Annotated in this window: 17 protein-coding genes; 9 read left to right on the forward strand and 8 right to left on the reverse strand. The window is 49.1% G+C overall.

Annotated elements, in window-relative coordinates; genetic code table 11:
• Positions 1 to 157: 157 nt before the first annotated feature.
• A complete protein-coding gene (locus tag MHB49_RS32190; RefSeq protein ID WP_405154302.1) occupies positions 158 to 2,479 on the reverse strand; it encodes a helicase C-terminal domain-containing protein in 2,322 nt (773 codons plus the stop codon).
• Positions 2,480 to 2,617: 138 nt separating this feature from the next.
• Here MHB49_RS32190 and MHB49_RS32195 point away from each other — a divergent pair, with 138 nt between their 5' ends.
• Both MHB49_RS32195 and MHB49_RS32200 read left to right on the forward strand, forming a co-directional pair.
• Positions 2,618 to 3,115, forward strand: coding sequence for an antibiotic biosynthesis monooxygenase family protein (locus MHB49_RS32195; RefSeq protein ID WP_405154303.1), 498 nt, complete (start codon positions 2,618 to 2,620; stop codon positions 3,113 to 3,115).
• A gap of 312 nt (positions 3,116 to 3,427) precedes the next feature.
• Entirely contained in the window at positions 3,428 to 5,416 is a 1,989-nt protein-coding gene (locus tag MHB49_RS32200; protein WP_405154304.1) for an LTA synthase family protein, read from the forward strand.
• Positions 5,417 to 5,919: 503 nt separating this feature from the next.
• Here the strand turns inward: MHB49_RS32200 and MHB49_RS32205 are convergent.
• The 4 genes from MHB49_RS32205 to cidR form a co-directional block, all read right to left on the reverse strand.
• Positions 5,920 to 6,591, reverse strand: coding sequence for a GNAT family N-acetyltransferase (locus MHB49_RS32205; RefSeq protein ID WP_405154305.1), 672 nt, complete (start codon positions 6,589 to 6,591; stop codon positions 5,920 to 5,922).
• 45 nt (positions 6,592 to 6,636) lie between these two features.
• Complete coding sequence (locus tag MHB49_RS32210; RefSeq protein WP_405154306.1) at positions 6,637 to 7,311, reverse strand: GNAT family N-acetyltransferase; 675 nt, start codon at positions 7,309 to 7,311, stop codon at positions 6,637 to 6,639.
• 73 nt (positions 7,312 to 7,384) lie between these two features.
• Positions 7,385 to 8,242, reverse strand: coding sequence for a carbon-nitrogen hydrolase family protein (locus MHB49_RS32215; RefSeq protein WP_405154307.1), 858 nt, complete (start codon positions 8,240 to 8,242; stop codon positions 7,385 to 7,387).
• 64 nt (positions 8,243 to 8,306) lie between these two features.
• A complete protein-coding gene (gene cidR / locus MHB49_RS32220) occupies positions 8,307 to 9,191 on the reverse strand; it encodes a cidABC operon transcriptional activator CidR (protein ID WP_405157289.1) in 885 nt (294 codons plus the stop codon).
• Positions 9,192 to 9,348: 157 nt separating this feature from the next.
• Here cidR and MHB49_RS32225 point away from each other — a divergent pair, with 157 nt between their 5' ends.
• The 6 genes from MHB49_RS32225 to MHB49_RS32250 all read left to right on the forward strand — a co-directional run bounded on the left by MHB49_RS32225 (position 9,349) and on the right by MHB49_RS32250 (position 12,699).
• Complete coding sequence (locus MHB49_RS32225; protein ID WP_405154308.1) at positions 9,349 to 9,720, forward strand: CidA/LrgA family protein; 372 nt, start codon at positions 9,349 to 9,351, stop codon at positions 9,718 to 9,720.
• The gene (locus tag MHB49_RS32230; RefSeq protein WP_405154309.1) at positions 9,717 to 10,397 is read left to right on the forward strand and encodes a CidB/LrgB family autolysis modulator; all 681 of its coding nucleotides are present in this window, start codon (positions 9,717 to 9,719) and stop codon (positions 10,395 to 10,397) included. The genes MHB49_RS32225 and MHB49_RS32230 overlap by 4 nt, the downstream gene beginning before the upstream one ends.
• Positions 10,398 to 10,502: 105 nt before the next feature.
• The gene (locus MHB49_RS32235; protein WP_315793927.1) at positions 10,503 to 11,021 is read left to right on the forward strand and encodes an AbrB/MazE/SpoVT family DNA-binding domain-containing protein; all 519 of its coding nucleotides are present in this window, start codon (positions 10,503 to 10,505) and stop codon (positions 11,019 to 11,021) included.
• 162 nt (positions 11,022 to 11,183) lie between these two features.
• On the forward strand, positions 11,184 to 11,432 hold the full coding sequence (locus tag MHB49_RS32240; protein WP_405154310.1) for a Crp/Fnr family transcriptional regulator: 249 nt from the start codon (positions 11,184 to 11,186) through the stop codon (positions 11,430 to 11,432).
• Positions 11,429 to 11,719: a helix-turn-helix domain-containing protein gene (locus tag MHB49_RS32245; RefSeq protein ID WP_405154311.1), complete on the forward strand. Its 291-nt coding sequence runs from the start codon at positions 11,429 to 11,431 to the stop codon at positions 11,717 to 11,719. Before MHB49_RS32240 ends, MHB49_RS32245 begins: the two co-directional genes overlap by 4 nt.
• A 125-nt stretch (positions 11,720 to 11,844) precedes the next feature.
• On the forward strand, positions 11,845 to 12,699 hold the full coding sequence (locus MHB49_RS32250) for a DNA alkylation repair protein (RefSeq protein ID WP_247899787.1): 855 nt from the start codon (positions 11,845 to 11,847) through the stop codon (positions 12,697 to 12,699).
• A 124-nt stretch (positions 12,700 to 12,823) separates the two neighbouring features.
• On the opposite strand, the gene MHB49_RS32255 is transcribed toward MHB49_RS32250, so the two are convergent.
• A complete protein-coding gene (locus tag MHB49_RS32255) occupies positions 12,824 to 13,210 on the reverse strand; it encodes a DoxX family protein (RefSeq protein ID WP_405154312.1) in 387 nt (128 codons plus the stop codon).
• A 416-nt stretch (positions 13,211 to 13,626) separates the two neighbouring features.
• Here MHB49_RS32255 and MHB49_RS32260 point away from each other — a divergent pair, with 416 nt between their 5' ends.
• Positions 13,627 to 13,914 (forward strand): helix-turn-helix domain-containing protein, encoded by a 288-nt coding sequence (locus MHB49_RS32260; protein ID WP_247903338.1) that lies wholly within the window; start codon positions 13,627 to 13,629, stop codon positions 13,912 to 13,914.
• A 115-nt stretch (positions 13,915 to 14,029) separates the two neighbouring features.
• Here the strand turns inward: MHB49_RS32260 and MHB49_RS32265 are convergent, their stop codons facing one another.
• Positions 14,030 to 15,034, reverse strand: coding sequence for a Gfo/Idh/MocA family protein (locus MHB49_RS32265; RefSeq protein ID WP_405154313.1), 1,005 nt, complete (start codon positions 15,032 to 15,034; stop codon positions 14,030 to 14,032).
• A gap of 68 nt (positions 15,035 to 15,102) precedes the next feature.
• Complete coding sequence (locus MHB49_RS32270) at positions 15,103 to 16,761, reverse strand: glycerol-3-phosphate dehydrogenase/oxidase (RefSeq protein ID WP_405154314.1); 1,659 nt, start codon at positions 16,759 to 16,761, stop codon at positions 15,103 to 15,105.
• Positions 16,762 to 17,131 lie beyond the last annotated feature (370 nt).

Genomic DNA, 17,131 nt, shown 5'->3' on the forward strand with positions numbered 1-17,131 from the left:
ACCTCCTTGATTGCTTTCGAAGCAGACCACGGCACGGATCTCTAGGTCCTTGTTCGTTCTTCGTATGCTATCCAAGTAATACCCTTTTCGGCCTATCCTTCAATCATACACAGCAAAGAAAGCTGAAAAAGTCTGCGATCATCTTGGCTATAAATCGTTATTGGGGTGAAATTCGTGTGTAGTCCTGCCATTCTTCGGGCAGCAATGAACGATACGGTTCCTCGGTAAATCGATCGTCGACCAGCACCAACACGCCCTTGTCCTCTTCCGTACGTATCAGCCTTCCGCCTGCCTGCAATACCTTGTTCATGCCGGGGAAAACATAGGCATAATTGAAACCGTTGCGCCCTGTCCGGCTATAATAATCGCGAAGTACGTTGTTCTCCAGACCAATCTGGGGAAGTCCGGCACCGACAACCACAACTCCATTCAGACGATCACCCGGCAGATCGACACCCTCGGAAAATACACCGCCCATAACGGCAAATACCAATCGTGTTCGTTCAGGATGCGGCTGGAACGCGTTCAGGAACGCCTCCCGCTCCTCTTCGCTCATACCCTGCTCCTGCATCACGACCTCTGCCTCGCCCGGCTGTTCCATATACGTCCCATGTACTTCGCGCATATATGGATAGGATGGGAAAAAGACAAGCAGGTTGCTATGAGGCCACTCGACAACCAACTCGCGCAGCATATTGGCAATAGGCTGTCTGGAACGCTCACGGTCCCGATAGCGAATCGATAATGGCAGCAATCTCACATCCAGCTGCTCCCGCTGGAAAGGTGAAGGAATACGCAGCGTATAATCCTCTTCCTCCGCACCTAGCATATCCCGGTAATAGCCAAGGGGTGACAATGTCGCAGAGAAATGAATGGTGGAGCGGAAGCCTTTGGCCGTCTGGCGCAGCAGCACGGATGGATCAAGGCAGAACAGCTTCACTCGTACTTCGCTTCGCACACATTCCGCATAGGTAATGAAGCGTTCGTCGTACAGCTTGGCAATACGCAGGAAGTTCTGTGCGGTAAAGTAGGCTTCCAGCAGCAGTTCATCCGTCTCGGCATTTCCAGAGCCACCTTCCACAAGGCATTGCTCCGCAACCATGACAAAAGGTTCCAGCAGTTCAATCAGTTCCTCCGGCGCCTCCTGTTGCAGCAATTTGCCCTCATCCCCACCATTTTTGCGAAGCGTAATCAGGTATTTATCGATGGCACCCGTACGATCCGCGATGGCTTTGGCGGCGGTCACACCGCTGCCCAGCGTCTGGAACGCCCTTTTGACATCCAGAAAGACGGCCTTCTCCAGCTCTGCCGAAAACATCATCCGGCCCCGATCAACCAGATTATGTGCCTCATCGACCAGCAATACCGTCTTGCGCTTTTGCTCCTCCAGCATGCGTTTGAGCGAGATGCGTGGATCGAAAATATAGTTATAATCGCAGATCACCGCATCGGCTGCATACGCAGCATCCAGTGAAAATTCAAACGGACATACCCGATGCTTGCGCGCGTACTGTTCAATAACCGGGCGTGTCATTAACGTCTCATGTTCCAGCATATCCAGCACGGCCCCATTAATACGGTCATAATATCCTTCGCACATGCCACACTGTCCCGTATCACAGGCTTCCTCTTCCTTGAAACAGATCTTGTCCTTCGCGGTCAGACTGATGACATGCATCTTCAGGCCTTCCGCCTGCATCCGGGCAAAAGCCTCTTCTGCCGCCACTCGCGTCGTCGTTCTTGCGGTCAGATAGAACAGTCGTTTGGCTTCTCCTTCACCAATGGCCTTGACCGTGGGAAACAGGACGGACATCGTTTTGCCAATACCTGTTGGCGCCTTCGCCATCAGCCCCTGTCCCTCACGGATCGTCTTGTATACGGCCCCTGCCAGCTTGCGCTGTCCCTCTCTGTATTTGCGAAAAGGAAAAGGCAGCTCTCGCACACTTATATCGCGCTTCTCTTCATAGGCCACAATCATCTCTGCATATGGCGCGTAGCCAGCCACCAGTTCTGCTGCAAACTGTTCAAGCTCCTGCCGTTCCAGCATCCGCCGAAACCGTCTTTCTTCATTGGTCACGGTGTGCACGTATGTAAGCTGTACCTGCATACGGGGTTCATCATGCTGAACGGCGTACATATAGGCATACATCATGGCCTGTGCCCAGTGTATGGGAGCCCCGTCGCCCAGATCGTCCAGGTTTCCTGCAGTTGATTTGATCTCATCCACCGTCAGCTGACCATCCAGACGAATCAGCCCGTCGCATCGCCCCTCCACCACGTAGGTCAAGTCTCCATGCTGCAGTTCCACTTCGAGAACCACTTCTTTCAGATCCTCTTCTGTGTAATCCTTCTGCACCCGCTGGTGTATCCGGGTTCCCTCCTGCATCGATGCATTGGTGCGAAACCCTGGACGGATGCTGCCGCTGCGGTACACATATTCCACCAAAGGCCTGACTGATATTCGAATTGCGGTTGTCATGCGATCACCCGTTCTGATTGTAGTCTCTATACTTTATCACGAAAAGCGGTGCTCAAACCAGCCAATCAGCGGATTGGACTCGCACCTTCCCATATGCTATGTTGGGGGAGAATGTACGTAAAAAAGGAGGCATCTTCTATGTATATCTATTTGGTCCCTTCACCGATTCCGGATGCACTTGCTGCATATCCGCATCTGACTTTGCGCAGCGAGGAACAGGTTCGTTTGGCCATTGAATCGACAGAACGTCTAATGAACATTGAGCCCAATGATAATGTAGCGGCGTATGAGGCCTTTGATGCCGCAGGCTCCTGGACAGGCGGCGGTTATGCCGTTCTGAACAATATACCCGTAACCGAGGATGGACGGAATGACTTCGAGGAACGTTTCAAGAATCGTGCGCGCAAAGTGGAAGACGAACCCGGCTTTGTCGGCATTCGTGTGCTTCGTCCGCTAAAGGACGATACGTATGTGGTACTTACCCTTTGGCAGTCCGAGGATCATTTCAAAAACTGGCAGCAGTCTCAAGCCTATAACAATGCTCACCGCAACCGCAGCAGTAGTGAAGGGCTGACCGCACAGAAGCCCAACATGTTTCCAAGACCTTCATTCGTCACGACATTCACCATAGAGTAAACAAACAGGAGCAAGCCTGATATTATGCTCCAGGATTTGTGGCACATTTGCAAAATTAATGTGATTACGCTTTGGGGCGTATCCATTCGATCTTTTGTCTTCAAACTGGTAGCCCCTTTCGTCTCTTTCTCAACGGAAGGGGCTTTTTCATTATGCGTGGTTATGAAGAATGACCTCAAGCTACTCCGCTTTCCCACAATAATTACGGGTAAGAGAGCTGACTGGAAGTTAGGTTCTTTTTTTGACACGACACGCCATGAGATAGCATAATACTTGTTAAATGAAACTTCGGAAAGGAAGGAAGGCGGTAACTTGTCACGCAATTCACTCACCCGGTTTCTAAGCGGACCGTTTATAGTATTCACCGTTATTATGATGATCAAAAGCTCTCTGGCCTGGATTGTGATCTTCGATGACATCCCCGTCTGGAAACCGCTGCTGACAGAGCTGCCGCTGATCTGGATCTGCTTCTGTCTGATTGAATGGTTCGCAGCCAAACGCCGGATGTGGCTATATCTCGGACTAAATCTGGTGTTATCGGGCATCTTCTTTGCAGCGATCATGTATTACAAATATTATGGTGTCATTGTCAATTATCACGCGCTCGCACAGGTTAATCAGGTAACCTCGGTCAAGAGCAGCATGTTCTCTTTGCTTGATCCGTATTACTTGTTTATTTTTGCAGATATTCTGGTTATCGCGGGGATTCTGATTCGTCGGCGGATCAAGCTCGGCGGGACTGAACGTCCAGGCAGAGTGCCGCTTGAACGAAGCGCCAGAAGACGGATTGCCTCGGTCATTCTGATTCTGTCGATGGTGCTGTGCATGCTCAACATATACCCCAATCGGGCGAGTATGAGCGAGATTACACAGGCAGAGCAGATGGGGATTCTCGGTTACGAAGCGTACACCATCCTGGCTGATCGGCCTGACAAACCCGTGCCCCTTGATCAAATCGATCAAAATCATGTCGACGAGATTAAACAAACGACAGCACTGCCCGCTGTTGTGAAGGAGGGTGCAGCCAAAGGACGCAACGTCATTGTCCTTCAGCTCGAATCATTTCAGAACTTCCTGATCGGATTGCAGGTGGACGGACAAGAAGTTACCCCAAATTTGAATAAGTTGGCGGGACAAAGTCTGTATTTCCCGAACTTTTATCAGCAAGTCGGACAGGGAAATACGTCGGATGCCGAGTTTGTGGTAAATACATCGTTTTACACGCCGCCCAACGGGGCTGCTACTACCGTCTATGCCAATAAGGAGTTGCCAAGTCTGCCCAGACTGATGTCCGCGAACGGTTATCAGACAGCCACATTCCATACGAATGATGTGCACTTCTGGAATCGCGATCAGTTATACAAAGCGCTTGGATTCGACCAGTATTATGACATCAATTATTTCGGAACAGAGGATTCCATCGCCTTCTCGGCATCGGATGAAGTGCTGTACAGCAAGACACTGGATAAACTCGAGGCCATGCAGGACACAGGGTCACCTTTCTATGCACAAATCATATCCATGTCTGCACACCATCCTTACCATTTGCCAGAAGATAAGAAAAGTCTGACGTTGCCGGAACGCTACGTTAATACGTTGCCAGGGGATTATCTTGTGTCCCAGCATTATGCCGATCAGGCGGTTGGACAATTTATTGATGGACTTAAGGAACGTGGACTATGGGAAAATAGCGTGCTGGTCGTTTACGGTGACCATCTGGGTCTGCCTATCTACTCACTGGATAAGACTGATGAGAAGCTGATGCAGGAAATCTACGGTCGAGAGTACACGTCCGCGGACATGATTAATATTCCACTCATCGTCACGGCTCCTGGCATCACGCCGACAGCTCAGCTGGAACAGATCGGAGGACAGGTGGATATTCTGCCAACGATCGCCGGGTTGACCGGAGTCTCTCTCCAGAACCAACTGTATTTCGGGCAGGATTTGCTGCGTGAGGGAAATAATCTGCTGCCAGAACGCTATTACCTGCCCTCCGGTTCTGTACTGAATGATGCTTCACTGTTCGTTCCTGAAACGGGATACGGTGATGGTACCCATTACTCTCTTGCGAATGCCGGGAGACAGGATGTCGTTTCGGCAGAGCTTAATCAGAAGAAGGGGGCGAATCCGGACAGTCTGAAGGATGAATCGTCCGTGCCCGCATCTGCCCTACCACCTGAAGAGGAATCAACCTCTTCCGAATATATTACGAAGGAACAGTACGAACGGGCTCTGGATCTTCTCCACTTGTCCAACAGTTATCTGAGTCAGTTACCAAATCGAAAAGGCGTTAAATAAAAATTAATCGTTAAATATTTGTTTATAGGCTTTATTAACAATGAACTAATTCTCTAGGGTATGTCTTCAAACTCAGGTAAGCGATATAATGCTAGATGTCAGGATGTCAGCATACCGCAAGTAATGTTCCGCCCCTCTGAGGTACGATCTTGCCGATCCAGGCGAATGGGTAGACGATTTTCTAAGGAACTCGGGACGTCTTATTTGACCTTTAGGTCCTCTTTATACATTGTAAAGAACATCAGACACGTTATTTTCCAAAATACCCCAAAAAAACGCTGCAAACAGCTGTTTATTCTAATATAGCGTGTCTCAGGTTTCTTAGATTTCGGTAGACGTTTCAAATCCCTGAATAAGGCACCTCAGATTCGTTAGGGCAATAACCTTAATGAAAACGGAAAGGCCCATTAAACAGAACCGATCACGGTCTGATTAACGGGCCTTTTCTTGGTTTTATTGCTGCTCAGAACATTACAATCACCTGTGACGGTCCTGCTCCCCTTTTACAACGGCAGTAGTGGAACCGACTTGCGAGCAGTCAATTTTTCTACCATGGCAAGCCATTCTTGCGGTTTGTTCGGTAGCACCGCATAATATCGATTCAGGAAATCAGCCACCAGACTGGCCGGCAGTTCACCAAGCGACTCATCACCCGGCATAAAGCACAGGTCCAAGCCGCCAACCGCTTCCCCGTCCCCTTGCCAGGATGGATGAACATACGGGAAGTCCAGACGCTGGTATCCCAGATGAGACAATACTTCACGACGTACATACGGGTCCATCGGCTTGATGCCGCCAAACTCGTGATCCTGACTCAGATAAGGGTTATAGATTTCGGCAAACATGCCGAACAGCTCTTTCCCGTTTGCCGCAGCCAGCTTTTGCAGATCACGTTTGCGGTGATTCGCCAGGAAACTGCCGATCCCCAGTCCTTCGCGACTAATAATCGTAAAGTCCGTCATGGCCACGTTCCAATCCTCGTAATAACGGTACTCTGTCGCTCCAACGACCTGTCCCTCATGCACAGCCACGAACACCCGAATACCCGGATCTTCCAGTGGTTCTGCCCACAGGGGGAAGTCCAGCACTTCTTCCGGCGGGAAGATCTCCTGCATCAGCTTGTGCATCTGGGCAAACAGTGGATCGTTGATGGATGTAATGCGCGTGAATTCCATGGAAAAATGCCTCCTCAATTGATGATGTATTTCATTTGATATTTTTTATTTGAACGGATTTCGCCACTCCATCAGGGCAGCGTAGTTGCAGGATTCCTCATCGTCCAGATAGTCTGCGGTCACACCAACCGGCATGCGGCCACAGCGAAGCAGGAACGATATCACCGGATCATGCCTCTCGCCCGCCGCCACCTGGTTTAGGTATTCCTGTGCAGACAGTTGGTTTGCAACCAGATGATAACCTGGCATTCTGCCAGCTCCAAGTAACCGATCTATCCCCTGTGCGATGACAAGATGGTACATCGCCTGCATCATAAGCTGAGCCAGTCCCCATTTACGGTACTTTGGACGAACACAGAGATCGACAATATACAGCGTGTTGCCATCTGACTGGTGGTTGCGAATATAGCCGTCATCTGTAACTTCGGCCCAGGTATGACTCGCCGGGTGTGCAGGGTCCCACTGCATCCGCAGTGAAGTCATCGATCCGGCCAATTCTCCATCCACTTCAATACAGATGGCACCCTCCGGGTAATGCTGCACATGACTGGTGAGCTGCTCGTGACTCCAGAGCAGCTCTTCCGGATAAGGAGGAGGGAAACTCTCCGCCTGAATGCGAATGAGTTCCTCAAAGTCGGCTGCAACATAATTGCGAACGACTGCTTTTACCCTTTTGCCACTTCGCTCCGGGTCGGTAATCAGCATTTCTTTGGTATACATGTTGCCGGGTCGCCCCTTCCCACTGACATATGAATTTCCTGTTCTGTTTCGCTCCGGTTTTAAAAGTAGCTCGCTACTCCCAATCGGTATATAGATCAGTGCGGCGGTCACGCCAGGTCGTTACCGATCCACGTTCGCGCACCTCATACAACAAGTCCAGATCCAGATCGGCGGTCACGATCATATCATTGTTAATCTCACCCTCGGCCAGAATGCCACGTGGCGGGAACGGGATATCATTCGGTGTAATAATCGCAGCCTGTCCGTAGTTGGCACGCATGAAATCAACCGTCGGCAAGTTGCCCACCGTTCCGGTTAACACAACATACACCTGATTCTCCACCGCGCGGGCATGACTCGTATAACGCACACGGTAGAATCCGTGACGATCGTCTGTACAGGAAGGACAGAAGATCACGTCAGCGCCTTTGGCTTTGGCCATCCGTACAATTTCCGGGAATTCAATATCGTAACAGGTCAGCATGGCAATACGGCCTTTATCCGTGTCGAATACCTCAAGTCCATCTCCGGGAGCCATATTCCATTCCTGTACTTCGGTTGGTGTAATGTGAATCTTGTCCTGGCGCGCGATGCGACCATCCGGATAGAACAGGTGGGCTGTGTTGAACAGCTTCCCTTCACGGCGAATGACGTGGGTTCCCCCAATGACGTGCATGCTGTACTGGGCAGCAAGTGACGTGAACAGTTTTTCATATTGCTCCGTAAAGTTCGGCAGATCCTCAATCGTCAGCGCATTACCTTGTTTGTCCCCAATGGACATTAATTGTGTTGTGAAAAATTCTGGAAACAGCACAAATTCGGTTCCGTATTCACTCGCTGTCCGTATGTAATGCTCAGCCTGAGCGGCGAACTGCTCAAACGAGCTGATTGTCTGCAATTGGTATTGTACAGCGGATACCCGCAGTTTCATGTTCGTACACCTCCACTATAATTATGCTTCCATTGTAACAACGATCCGGGGTCAACAAAAGAGTTTACTCACTCAGCATGGACTGTGTGAAACTGATCCACTCCCGGGTAGCGAAGGACAAATATCGATCCTTCCGCCAAATCATGCCGAGCTGCCACGGAATTACGGGCTCCATCACGGGTATAATGCGCACACGCATATGATCCACCTCACGGCAGATCGTCTCTGGCAGCAACGCCACGCCCAGATTGGCCGCTACCATCGCACTGAGCAGATCCCACTGGGAGCTCTCATAAACTACCCGAGGTTGAAATCCCACATGCTGACAAGCGGCAATAATTCGATCATGCAGCGCAAAATCCTCCCGGAACAGCACAAATGAGTCATGCTCCAGTTCACGCAGCGCGACAGAGTCTTTACCCGCGAGCGGGTGCGAAGGATGTACGAGCAGATTCAGCTTCTCTTTTACAAAAACAAAATGATCCAACAGTTCATCCACCGTTGGAAGAACGGCAACACCAATATCCAGGGCACCACTGATGACATCGGCCTCCACTTTTTTGGCTCCGTCCTCGAATAGCTGAATGCTCACTTGCGGATAGGCTTTGTGGAATTCACCGATAATCATCGGGAAAAAGCTGGACCCTACCATCGGTGGAAGACCAATTCGCAGATGACCTTTCTTCAGATTCATCAAGTCGTCCAGCTCGGAAGACAAACTGCGAAATGACTTTTCAATCTCAAGCGCCTGCCGAAAAAAGACATGCCCTGCATCCGTCAGTGCTACCTTCTTGCCATAACGATCCAGCAGCGTTACGCCCAATTCATCTTCCAAGCTTTTGACGGTTTTACTAATGGTCGGTTGCGTAATGAACAGCACTTCGGCCGCTTTGGTGAAGCTCTGCTGCCGAGCGACTTCCAGAAAATATTGCAAATGGCGGATATCCATCGTTTGATCCCCATCTCTCATAGATAAATGGAATGGTAAACATTCTTAATATGCATTTTACTCATGAAAGAATGCGATGTAAAATTTGTGATATCAAGTGAAACATTTTCATGAACAATTCAAAATCATCACGTTCATTATACAAGGAGGGATTGAAGTGAAGAAATGGGGCCTTGGCATTTTGCAAGTTGCGCTCTTGATGGCCTTTTCACTGCTCATGGACCAGTTGGCCCGTGCTCTCCATCTACCTGTACCAGGTTCCATACTTGGCATGATCGTACTGTTCATTTTGCTTCAGACCCGTGTCGTGAAGCTGCGCTGGATCGAAGTTGGAGCTGCCTGGCTGCTCGGTGAGCTGCTGCTGTTTTTCATCCCGTCAGCCGTTGGCATTATGAACTACATGCCCATGCTGGAGCAAGACGGACTGCAAATTCTGTTTATTGTCCTGCTTAGCACATTTCTGGTCATGGCCTGCACAGGCCTTGTTGCCACCCGAATAGCAAAAAGAAAGGAGCGTCACACCGGATGATTGGATTTCTCTGCCTGTTATTAACCGTCGGTATTTACTGGGTCGCCAAACGCATGTATCGCAATCTGCCCAAAGTGTATCTGTCTCCGCTGCTGATTACGCCACTTCTTGTCGTCGGTGTGCTGCTCACAACAGGCACGGATTACGCAGACTACAGCAGTGGTGGCAAATGGCTAAGTCTGCTGCTTCAACCGGCTACGGTGGCCTTCGCCATACCGCTCTATACGTTTTTCCATGTACTCAAAAAACATATTTCCGAGATCGTCCTTAGCGTAATGACAGGCTCCGTGGTAGCAGTCCTCTCTTCTGCCCTGCTCGCCAAATGGCTGCGCCTGGACTCCGGACTCATTCATAGTCTGATCCCAAGATCGATCACGACCCCTATTGCTATGAACGTATCGGCTACCATTGGAGGCATTCCGGCCGTTACCGCGGTTTTTGTCATCATGACTGGTCTGCTGGGTGCGATTATGGGGCCATCCATTGTAAAAATGCTGCGTATTGATGGCGAGATTGCACGTGGTACGCTGCTTGGAACCGGTGCCCATGGAACAGGCACATCTAAGGCTTTTGAGCTCAGTTCACTGACAGGAACCATCTCCAGCATCTCCATGGTACTGGCTGCGTTGTTCACATTAGCAGTTGCACCTATACTTTCTAAACTTATTTTCCCATAATAGCTGGAAACATCCCTTTTATTTGAAATATTATTGTTGTATTAAAGCCCTTTCTTCCTTACAATAAGGACAGGTTTTAATTGAGAATATTGCGGGGGAGATGCGATGAAAAGAACCGGAATGAAGAGATCTCTGGACCGCCTTGGACGAATTGTCCTTCCCAAAGAAATGCGGGACACGATGGAAATCCATATTGGCGATCCGCTCGAGTTTTTCATTGAAGGGAAAGAGTTGATTTTGAGAAAGTACAAATCAACGTTATGTGTGTTTTGCGGTGATGTGGATACGGAAATGTATTTCAAAGAGCAATTCATCTGCCGGACTTGTGCAATTCAATTAAAACACCCGGATGACACTCCCGAATGGTTCGTTCCTCAGAACAAACAGGCTCCTGCACCCGTGGAGCGTCCTGCTACCGAATCCGCCACAGTCTCGTCTCCCACTTGGGAAGAAGGGGCTACAGCTGCCAACCAAGAGTATCCGGACCTGCGGCCCAAGACGGCACGCATGCTGCAACAGATGAAGGAAATTGTTGAACAGAATCCCGGTTTGGCTCAACAGCAAATTGCGGAAAAGCTTGGCATTAGCCAAGGACGCGTCTCCCAACTTAAAAAACTACTATAATAGGAATTTATTCGATTATTTATAATCAGGAGACCTTCCGTTTCAAGAAGTCCCGTTGCAAGAGAACCCTTTGAACTCCGTGGGTTCTTCTTTTTTTATATTCTTATCGTAGCGGAAAGGAGTGTTATGGATAAACTCCTCTACTTATCACAATTCAATCTCATGTCCTCCTTGTCAGAAGCAGACCTGATTGAAATGGATAGCATGACGTCCATTACAACCATGCCCAAGAATACACTAATCCAGACTCCGGATACATATGCAGAGGGCTTCTATTTTGTAAAAAAGGGAACAATCCGCCTGTACACATTAACGGAAGAAGGTAGACAATTTACACTCGATATTTTGAAGGAAGGGAATGTATTTGGGGAGATGAACGGTATTTCGCTCGGCACACGTTCAAGGGAATGAGTGAGTTAACACAAAAGCTGGCCCTGGGTAACCTGCATGACAAAATTATGCATAATCTTACTCGGCTGGCTGATCAAATGGGATGGGTGGAAGAAGACGACTTCTGCCGGATCAATCTTGCTCTGACCCACCAGGAAATTGCCTGGATGGCTGGAGCCACGCGTGAGTCTGTCAGTGTTACCCTGCAAGATCTCGCAAGGATTGGTCGCATTCGAACCGGATTCAAATCCGTTGCTGTGCGTCGCAACGAACTATCCACATCATTCCGAATTCATACCCAGTTGTAAGGTGCATTACATCTCTATTCTGCTGCTAATTGTATCGTGTAGATGAATAAATCTATACAATATCAGCATTTTGCATAAACCCAAAGGATTATAATAAATGCTGATATACAAGGAGGAGCACGGTGATGGATGAAAAAACAGACCTGGATATACCTGAGGACATTCTTCTACGCAAAGGCGCCCGTAAAGGGGCTGACATTCCTGATCACATCCGCAATCTGCTGCAATCTGGACATATCGAATCGGTAAACCTGACGGAGTGGCTTGCTGTCGATCACATTCTCCTTTTTCAGCAGGTTGCCCATGAACTGGAAATGGACGCCGAAACCCGCGAGATCACGGAGCAGTTAATACAGATGAATGAACAGCGAATCATGAAAATTATCCCGACCATCGCCGCAAATTGGCTCAACCTTATGGAGCGAATGGGAGATAAGAAACGAACCCGCATCTTCCGTTCCCTTGCGGAGCATCGTTCAGACAGTGTGCGCTGCTGGGCGGCCTATATCATCGGATTGGATTCCCGTTTGAATCTGATTCAAAAGCTGGATCGTACCCGCCCCTTCGCAGCGGATCACCACTTTGGTGTACGAGAGATTGCCTGGATGGCTGTTCGGGAGCCAATTACCGGTGAATTATCCAACGCGCTAATGCTGCTTATGGACTGGGTGATCGATCCTGACCCGCTGATCCGACGGTTTGCCATAGAATCGATAAGACCGCACGGTGTGTGGGCCAAACATATACAGGAGTTAAAAGTAAACCCTGCAATGGCCCTGCCTCTACTCAACCATGTAAAATCGGATGCTCATAAATATGTGCAGGACTCTGTCAGCAACTGGTTAAACGACGCTGGTAAAACCAACCCGGATTGGGTTCGTCAGATATGTGAATCTTGGATTCAGCAATCGGATACCCAGCATACGCTGCGGATCATTACACGTGGTCAACGAAGCCTTTTCACCTCTAATCCGTATTAAGCCCTTGTATGGGACACCCTCGGCATTATGATACTAAAAAGATGACTACCGCTCGTTGCAGTAGTCATCTTTTTAGTATTTCTCAGTCATAACTAATTGCTACGGTTCATTCTGAATCGATCTTTTAGACCTGCACCAGATCCGTATCCAATTCTTCTGCCTCCAATTTACGCATGCCCATAATCAGGACGACAATGTTGGCAACCAGTAACACCGCCGGGAAAGGAACAGCTGCGTATTGTCCGTAAATTAGATGACTCCCCACAGCCCCAATCAGAATGAACGTCAGTACACCCGAAGCCAGAATACGAGTTCGAGGAATCAACAGACCCACCGCACTGAGCAGCTCTACTGCACCAATGAGATACATCGTCCATGTAGGATAGGAGAAACCTTCGAAAGTCTGTACCATCATCTCTGCCCCACTAACCTTGTTAAAGCCTGCCATTACAAATACACCTGCAAGCACAACCAACGCAATATACCCCAAAAATCTTATGCCTTTGTTCATATGTATAATCCTCCTGAAAATGAATGTCATCCATCTGTTGTATAAAAAGCAATCTATGTAAAAGTTACAACGTAACTCTATTTTTAAAATGGGCAGTTTGCACTGCAAAATTGATATGTGCTGATATTATACATATTAATAATCATTAACTTACTTTTATGAAGTGAGTATATAATAATAACATTATTTATTCAAGTAATTTTTTGACGAATAGTGTATAATACATACAAAAGGTATGTTACAGTACATTTTGTAGTAACATGTTGACTTCATTGTCCCTTACTTTGGTCAGAGCGGCAGAAAGGCACGCACTTTTATATATACGAGGAAATTCATCCATACTTAATTGAATCGAGGTGAACACGTTGAAGCTGAGAAAAGTAAAATCACCAAATCCCTGTCTCATTACGCAAGCCATGGATATCATCGGTAAGAAATGGGTGCTGCTCATCATGTACCAACTGTTATCCGGACCCAAACGATTCACAGAGCTGGAAGCAGAAATGGCGATTAGCGGTCGGTTGTTATCCGAACGTCTGAAGGAAATGGAAACGGAAGGTATCGTAACCCGGCATATGTATCCTGAAATTCCGCCTCGTGTCGAGTATGAATTGACGCCCAAAGGCAGAGCCATCGAACCCGTCATCAATCAGATTTACAACTGGTCCTCAGACTGGTTGAAACAGCAGCAGTCTACTAAGTAGCCAGATTCTGATTCATGTACAACACAAAGACGCCTGAATTGAACTGATCTTCCGATCAGTCCAGATGCAGGCGTTTTTTTCACTCGTTTATATTTCTGGTTATGTCATAAATGGATTAATGCGAGAGATGCTTGGAGGGTTTAAGCTGGACCGGTAGCCCGGAATCTGCCGAAACCAATGCCGCCGTTGTAATCTCCTGAGTACGGCAGGCATCCGCATAATCGGATAAAATCCGTGAGCGGTCACCTGTACGAAGGGCGTGAATGAATGCTTCATTTTCCCGCTCATACGGGTTATGCCCTGCCGGAATCTCCAGACCTGCCATCGCATGAGGGGCAGCACTTGGCAGAAGAAGGCGTTCAGGCGTCCAATCCCAGACTCCGGCATCCGTGTAGAACTGGAGCCCTGCGCCGCCCTCGCCATCTGGCAGCAGGAAAGTGTTGGCAATGCTAGCGATAGCCCCACTCTCCAGCTTGAGCGTTACATTCGCCACATCGGCTACCGTGACATGCTCATGCTTCTCATGCATGCTGCGTTGAGCCGCTACAGCATATACCTCCGTCACTTCGCCAGCACAATACCTCAGCAAATCCACGATATGGGTCGTCTGTTCCACAAACTGTCCCCCGGATCCTTCCTGGCGACGCCACCAGGCGACTCCAGGCATTCCGCCCATCCAGCGCCCAAGCGCCATACCGACGGTCTGCTCTTTCATCGCTTCTTTCAGTACCTGTGCTGCCTCCTGATAACGGAAATGGTAACCTACTGATGTCAATAAGCCTGAACTTTGTACCTGATCCAGCACCTGACGAGGGACATCCATGCCTGTACTCAGCGGCTTCTCCACCAGGAACGGGATACCCCGACGTATCAATTCGGCTTCAATCGTTCCATGAGACATCGGGGGCACACAGATATAGACTGCATCCAGCTTTTCACCATCCAGCATATGTTCAAGTTCACCGTAGCCAACAGCATCATAGACAGAAGCCATGGCCTCCGCCTTCTCCAGCGCTGTTCCGCAGACAGCTGCTACACGAACGCCTTCCATTCGTGCCAGAATATCTGCATGTACCTTGCTGAACCAACCTGTTCCAATGATTCCGATCTGTAAAGTCATAGATGTAATCCCCTCTCCTTGTTACACGCTTACATGTTCCATTCGACCCCCAGATGCGAAATCCTGCATTAGATTTGGCCAGATGCTTCCAAGAGCAGCTGATCCAGTTCATTCGCAAACCTCGTCGCCTGCTCCTCCGGCCAATCCATGCATTCAGCCATATATTGAATAACCGCTACCTTATATCGACGGACTTCCTCAATGCGGAAAAAAAGGTCCCCGGTACGTCGCACAAAAAAGTCTACCGGTGTCATCGTCATCTCCTCATCGATAGCGTAGCTCAGCATCAGCAATAGCTCCTGTGGCATGCCGTGCAGTTCAGCTTTTGCCCGGCGATCAGGCATCCGCTCGTACAGTGCGTCCACATTGGAACCATATACGCGGGCTAATCGCTCCGCAGCAGATCGGTCGAGTCCAAGTGCGATGCCGTCCTTAATCTTGCGTTCAGCATATGCACCAAATCCGGCGGAACCACCAACATGGCCTCCGGAGATTGGCATCTCTTTCGTTAGACATGGTCCAATCGATATCCCCATCTCCTGCTCCAATTGGCGGGCAGCCAAATCAACAACCATCTCGGCCATTTTACGGTACCCGGTTAATTTGCCTCCGGCAATGGTAATCAACCCCGAAGGGCCTATCCATACTTCATCCTTGCGTGAAATTTCGGAAGGCCCCTTGCCTTCCTCATGAATCAACGGACGAACCCCCGCCCAACCGGACTCCGCATCCTCTGCCCGAATTTGTACATCCGGAAACATCCCGTTTACGGCATCAATGATATAATTCCGGTCTGCCTCGGAGATTAACGGGTGTGCGGGATCATCTTCGAAGACGGTATCTGTGGTTCCTACATAGGTTTTCCCATCCCGTGGAACAGCAAAGACCATTCGTCCATCCGACGTATCAAAATATACCGCCTGCCTTAACGGAAAACGCGTACCGTTGAATACCAGATGAATGCCTTTTGTCATCTGCAACGTTTTGCCTTGGCGTGAACCATCAATCTTCCGCAGCTCATCCACCCAGGGACCGGAAGCATTGATCACTTTGGCTGCCCGCAAATCATATGATTGTCCGCTGATCTGGTCCACTGCCTGAATGCCTGTAATAACCCCATTCTCCTTCAGGAATGCTGCTGCTTTTACATAGTTCACGGCCTGTGCACCGCGCTGTACTGCTTCCTTCATCACTTCCATGGTAAGCCGGGCATCATCCGTGCGATACTCCACATAGCGTCCACCACCCAGCAGTCCGTTCTTGCGCAGCAGGGGCTCACTATCTGAAACAGCTCTGGCATTTAACATTTTGCGTCGCTCGCTACGCTTTACTCCGGCAAGTCGGTCATACACCATCAGGCCAATGGATGTGCTGAAGCGGCCAAAGGTACCCGCCGTATAGATGGGGAGCAGCATCGGTTCGGGTGTCGTCACATGCGGTCCATTCTCGTACACCACCGCTCGCTCCCGTCCCACCTCAGCCACCATTTTCACTTCAAACTGCTTCAGATACCGCAGACCGCCATGCACCAGTTTGGTCGAACGACTGGATGTACCTGAGGCAAAATCCTGCATTTCCACCAATGCTGTCTTTAATCCGCGGGAGGCTGCATCCAGCGCAATCCCGGCACCCGTGATCCCTCCGCCAATAATCAATATGTCAAAATGTGCATTCGCCATCCGGTCCAGATATTCGGTACGCTTTTTCGCCGAGAACGATGCTGTCATCCCGATTCCTCCCATTCATTACCTTTGTTTTACCCACAAAAGCACAAAAAAAGACCACGTCATTCGCTGCAGCAATTGCTGAGCGGTACGTGGTCTCTCCCGATCTCCAGACATCATTTTTTAACTTGTGACTTAATCCTATCACACATTTAAGGCGGCGTGAAGGCCTGAAATGACACATTATTCAAAAAAATTTCAAAAAGTTGTTCTACCTGCGGATGGAATTTCAAACTGATCCACTAATCATTTATTTTTCCTTATAGTGGGTATATGTTTTCTCTCCCCCAGGAAAATAAACCCTGTAAATCATGCATCATTTTCCACCAATAAATATCATATATTGTAGAACTTTAACGAAAAAGTACAAATG

It is taken from the genome of Paenibacillus sp. FSL K6-0108, from assembly GCF_045040695.1.
Lineage (GTDB): Bacteria > Bacillota > Bacilli > Paenibacillales > Paenibacillaceae > Paenibacillus > Paenibacillus pabuli_B.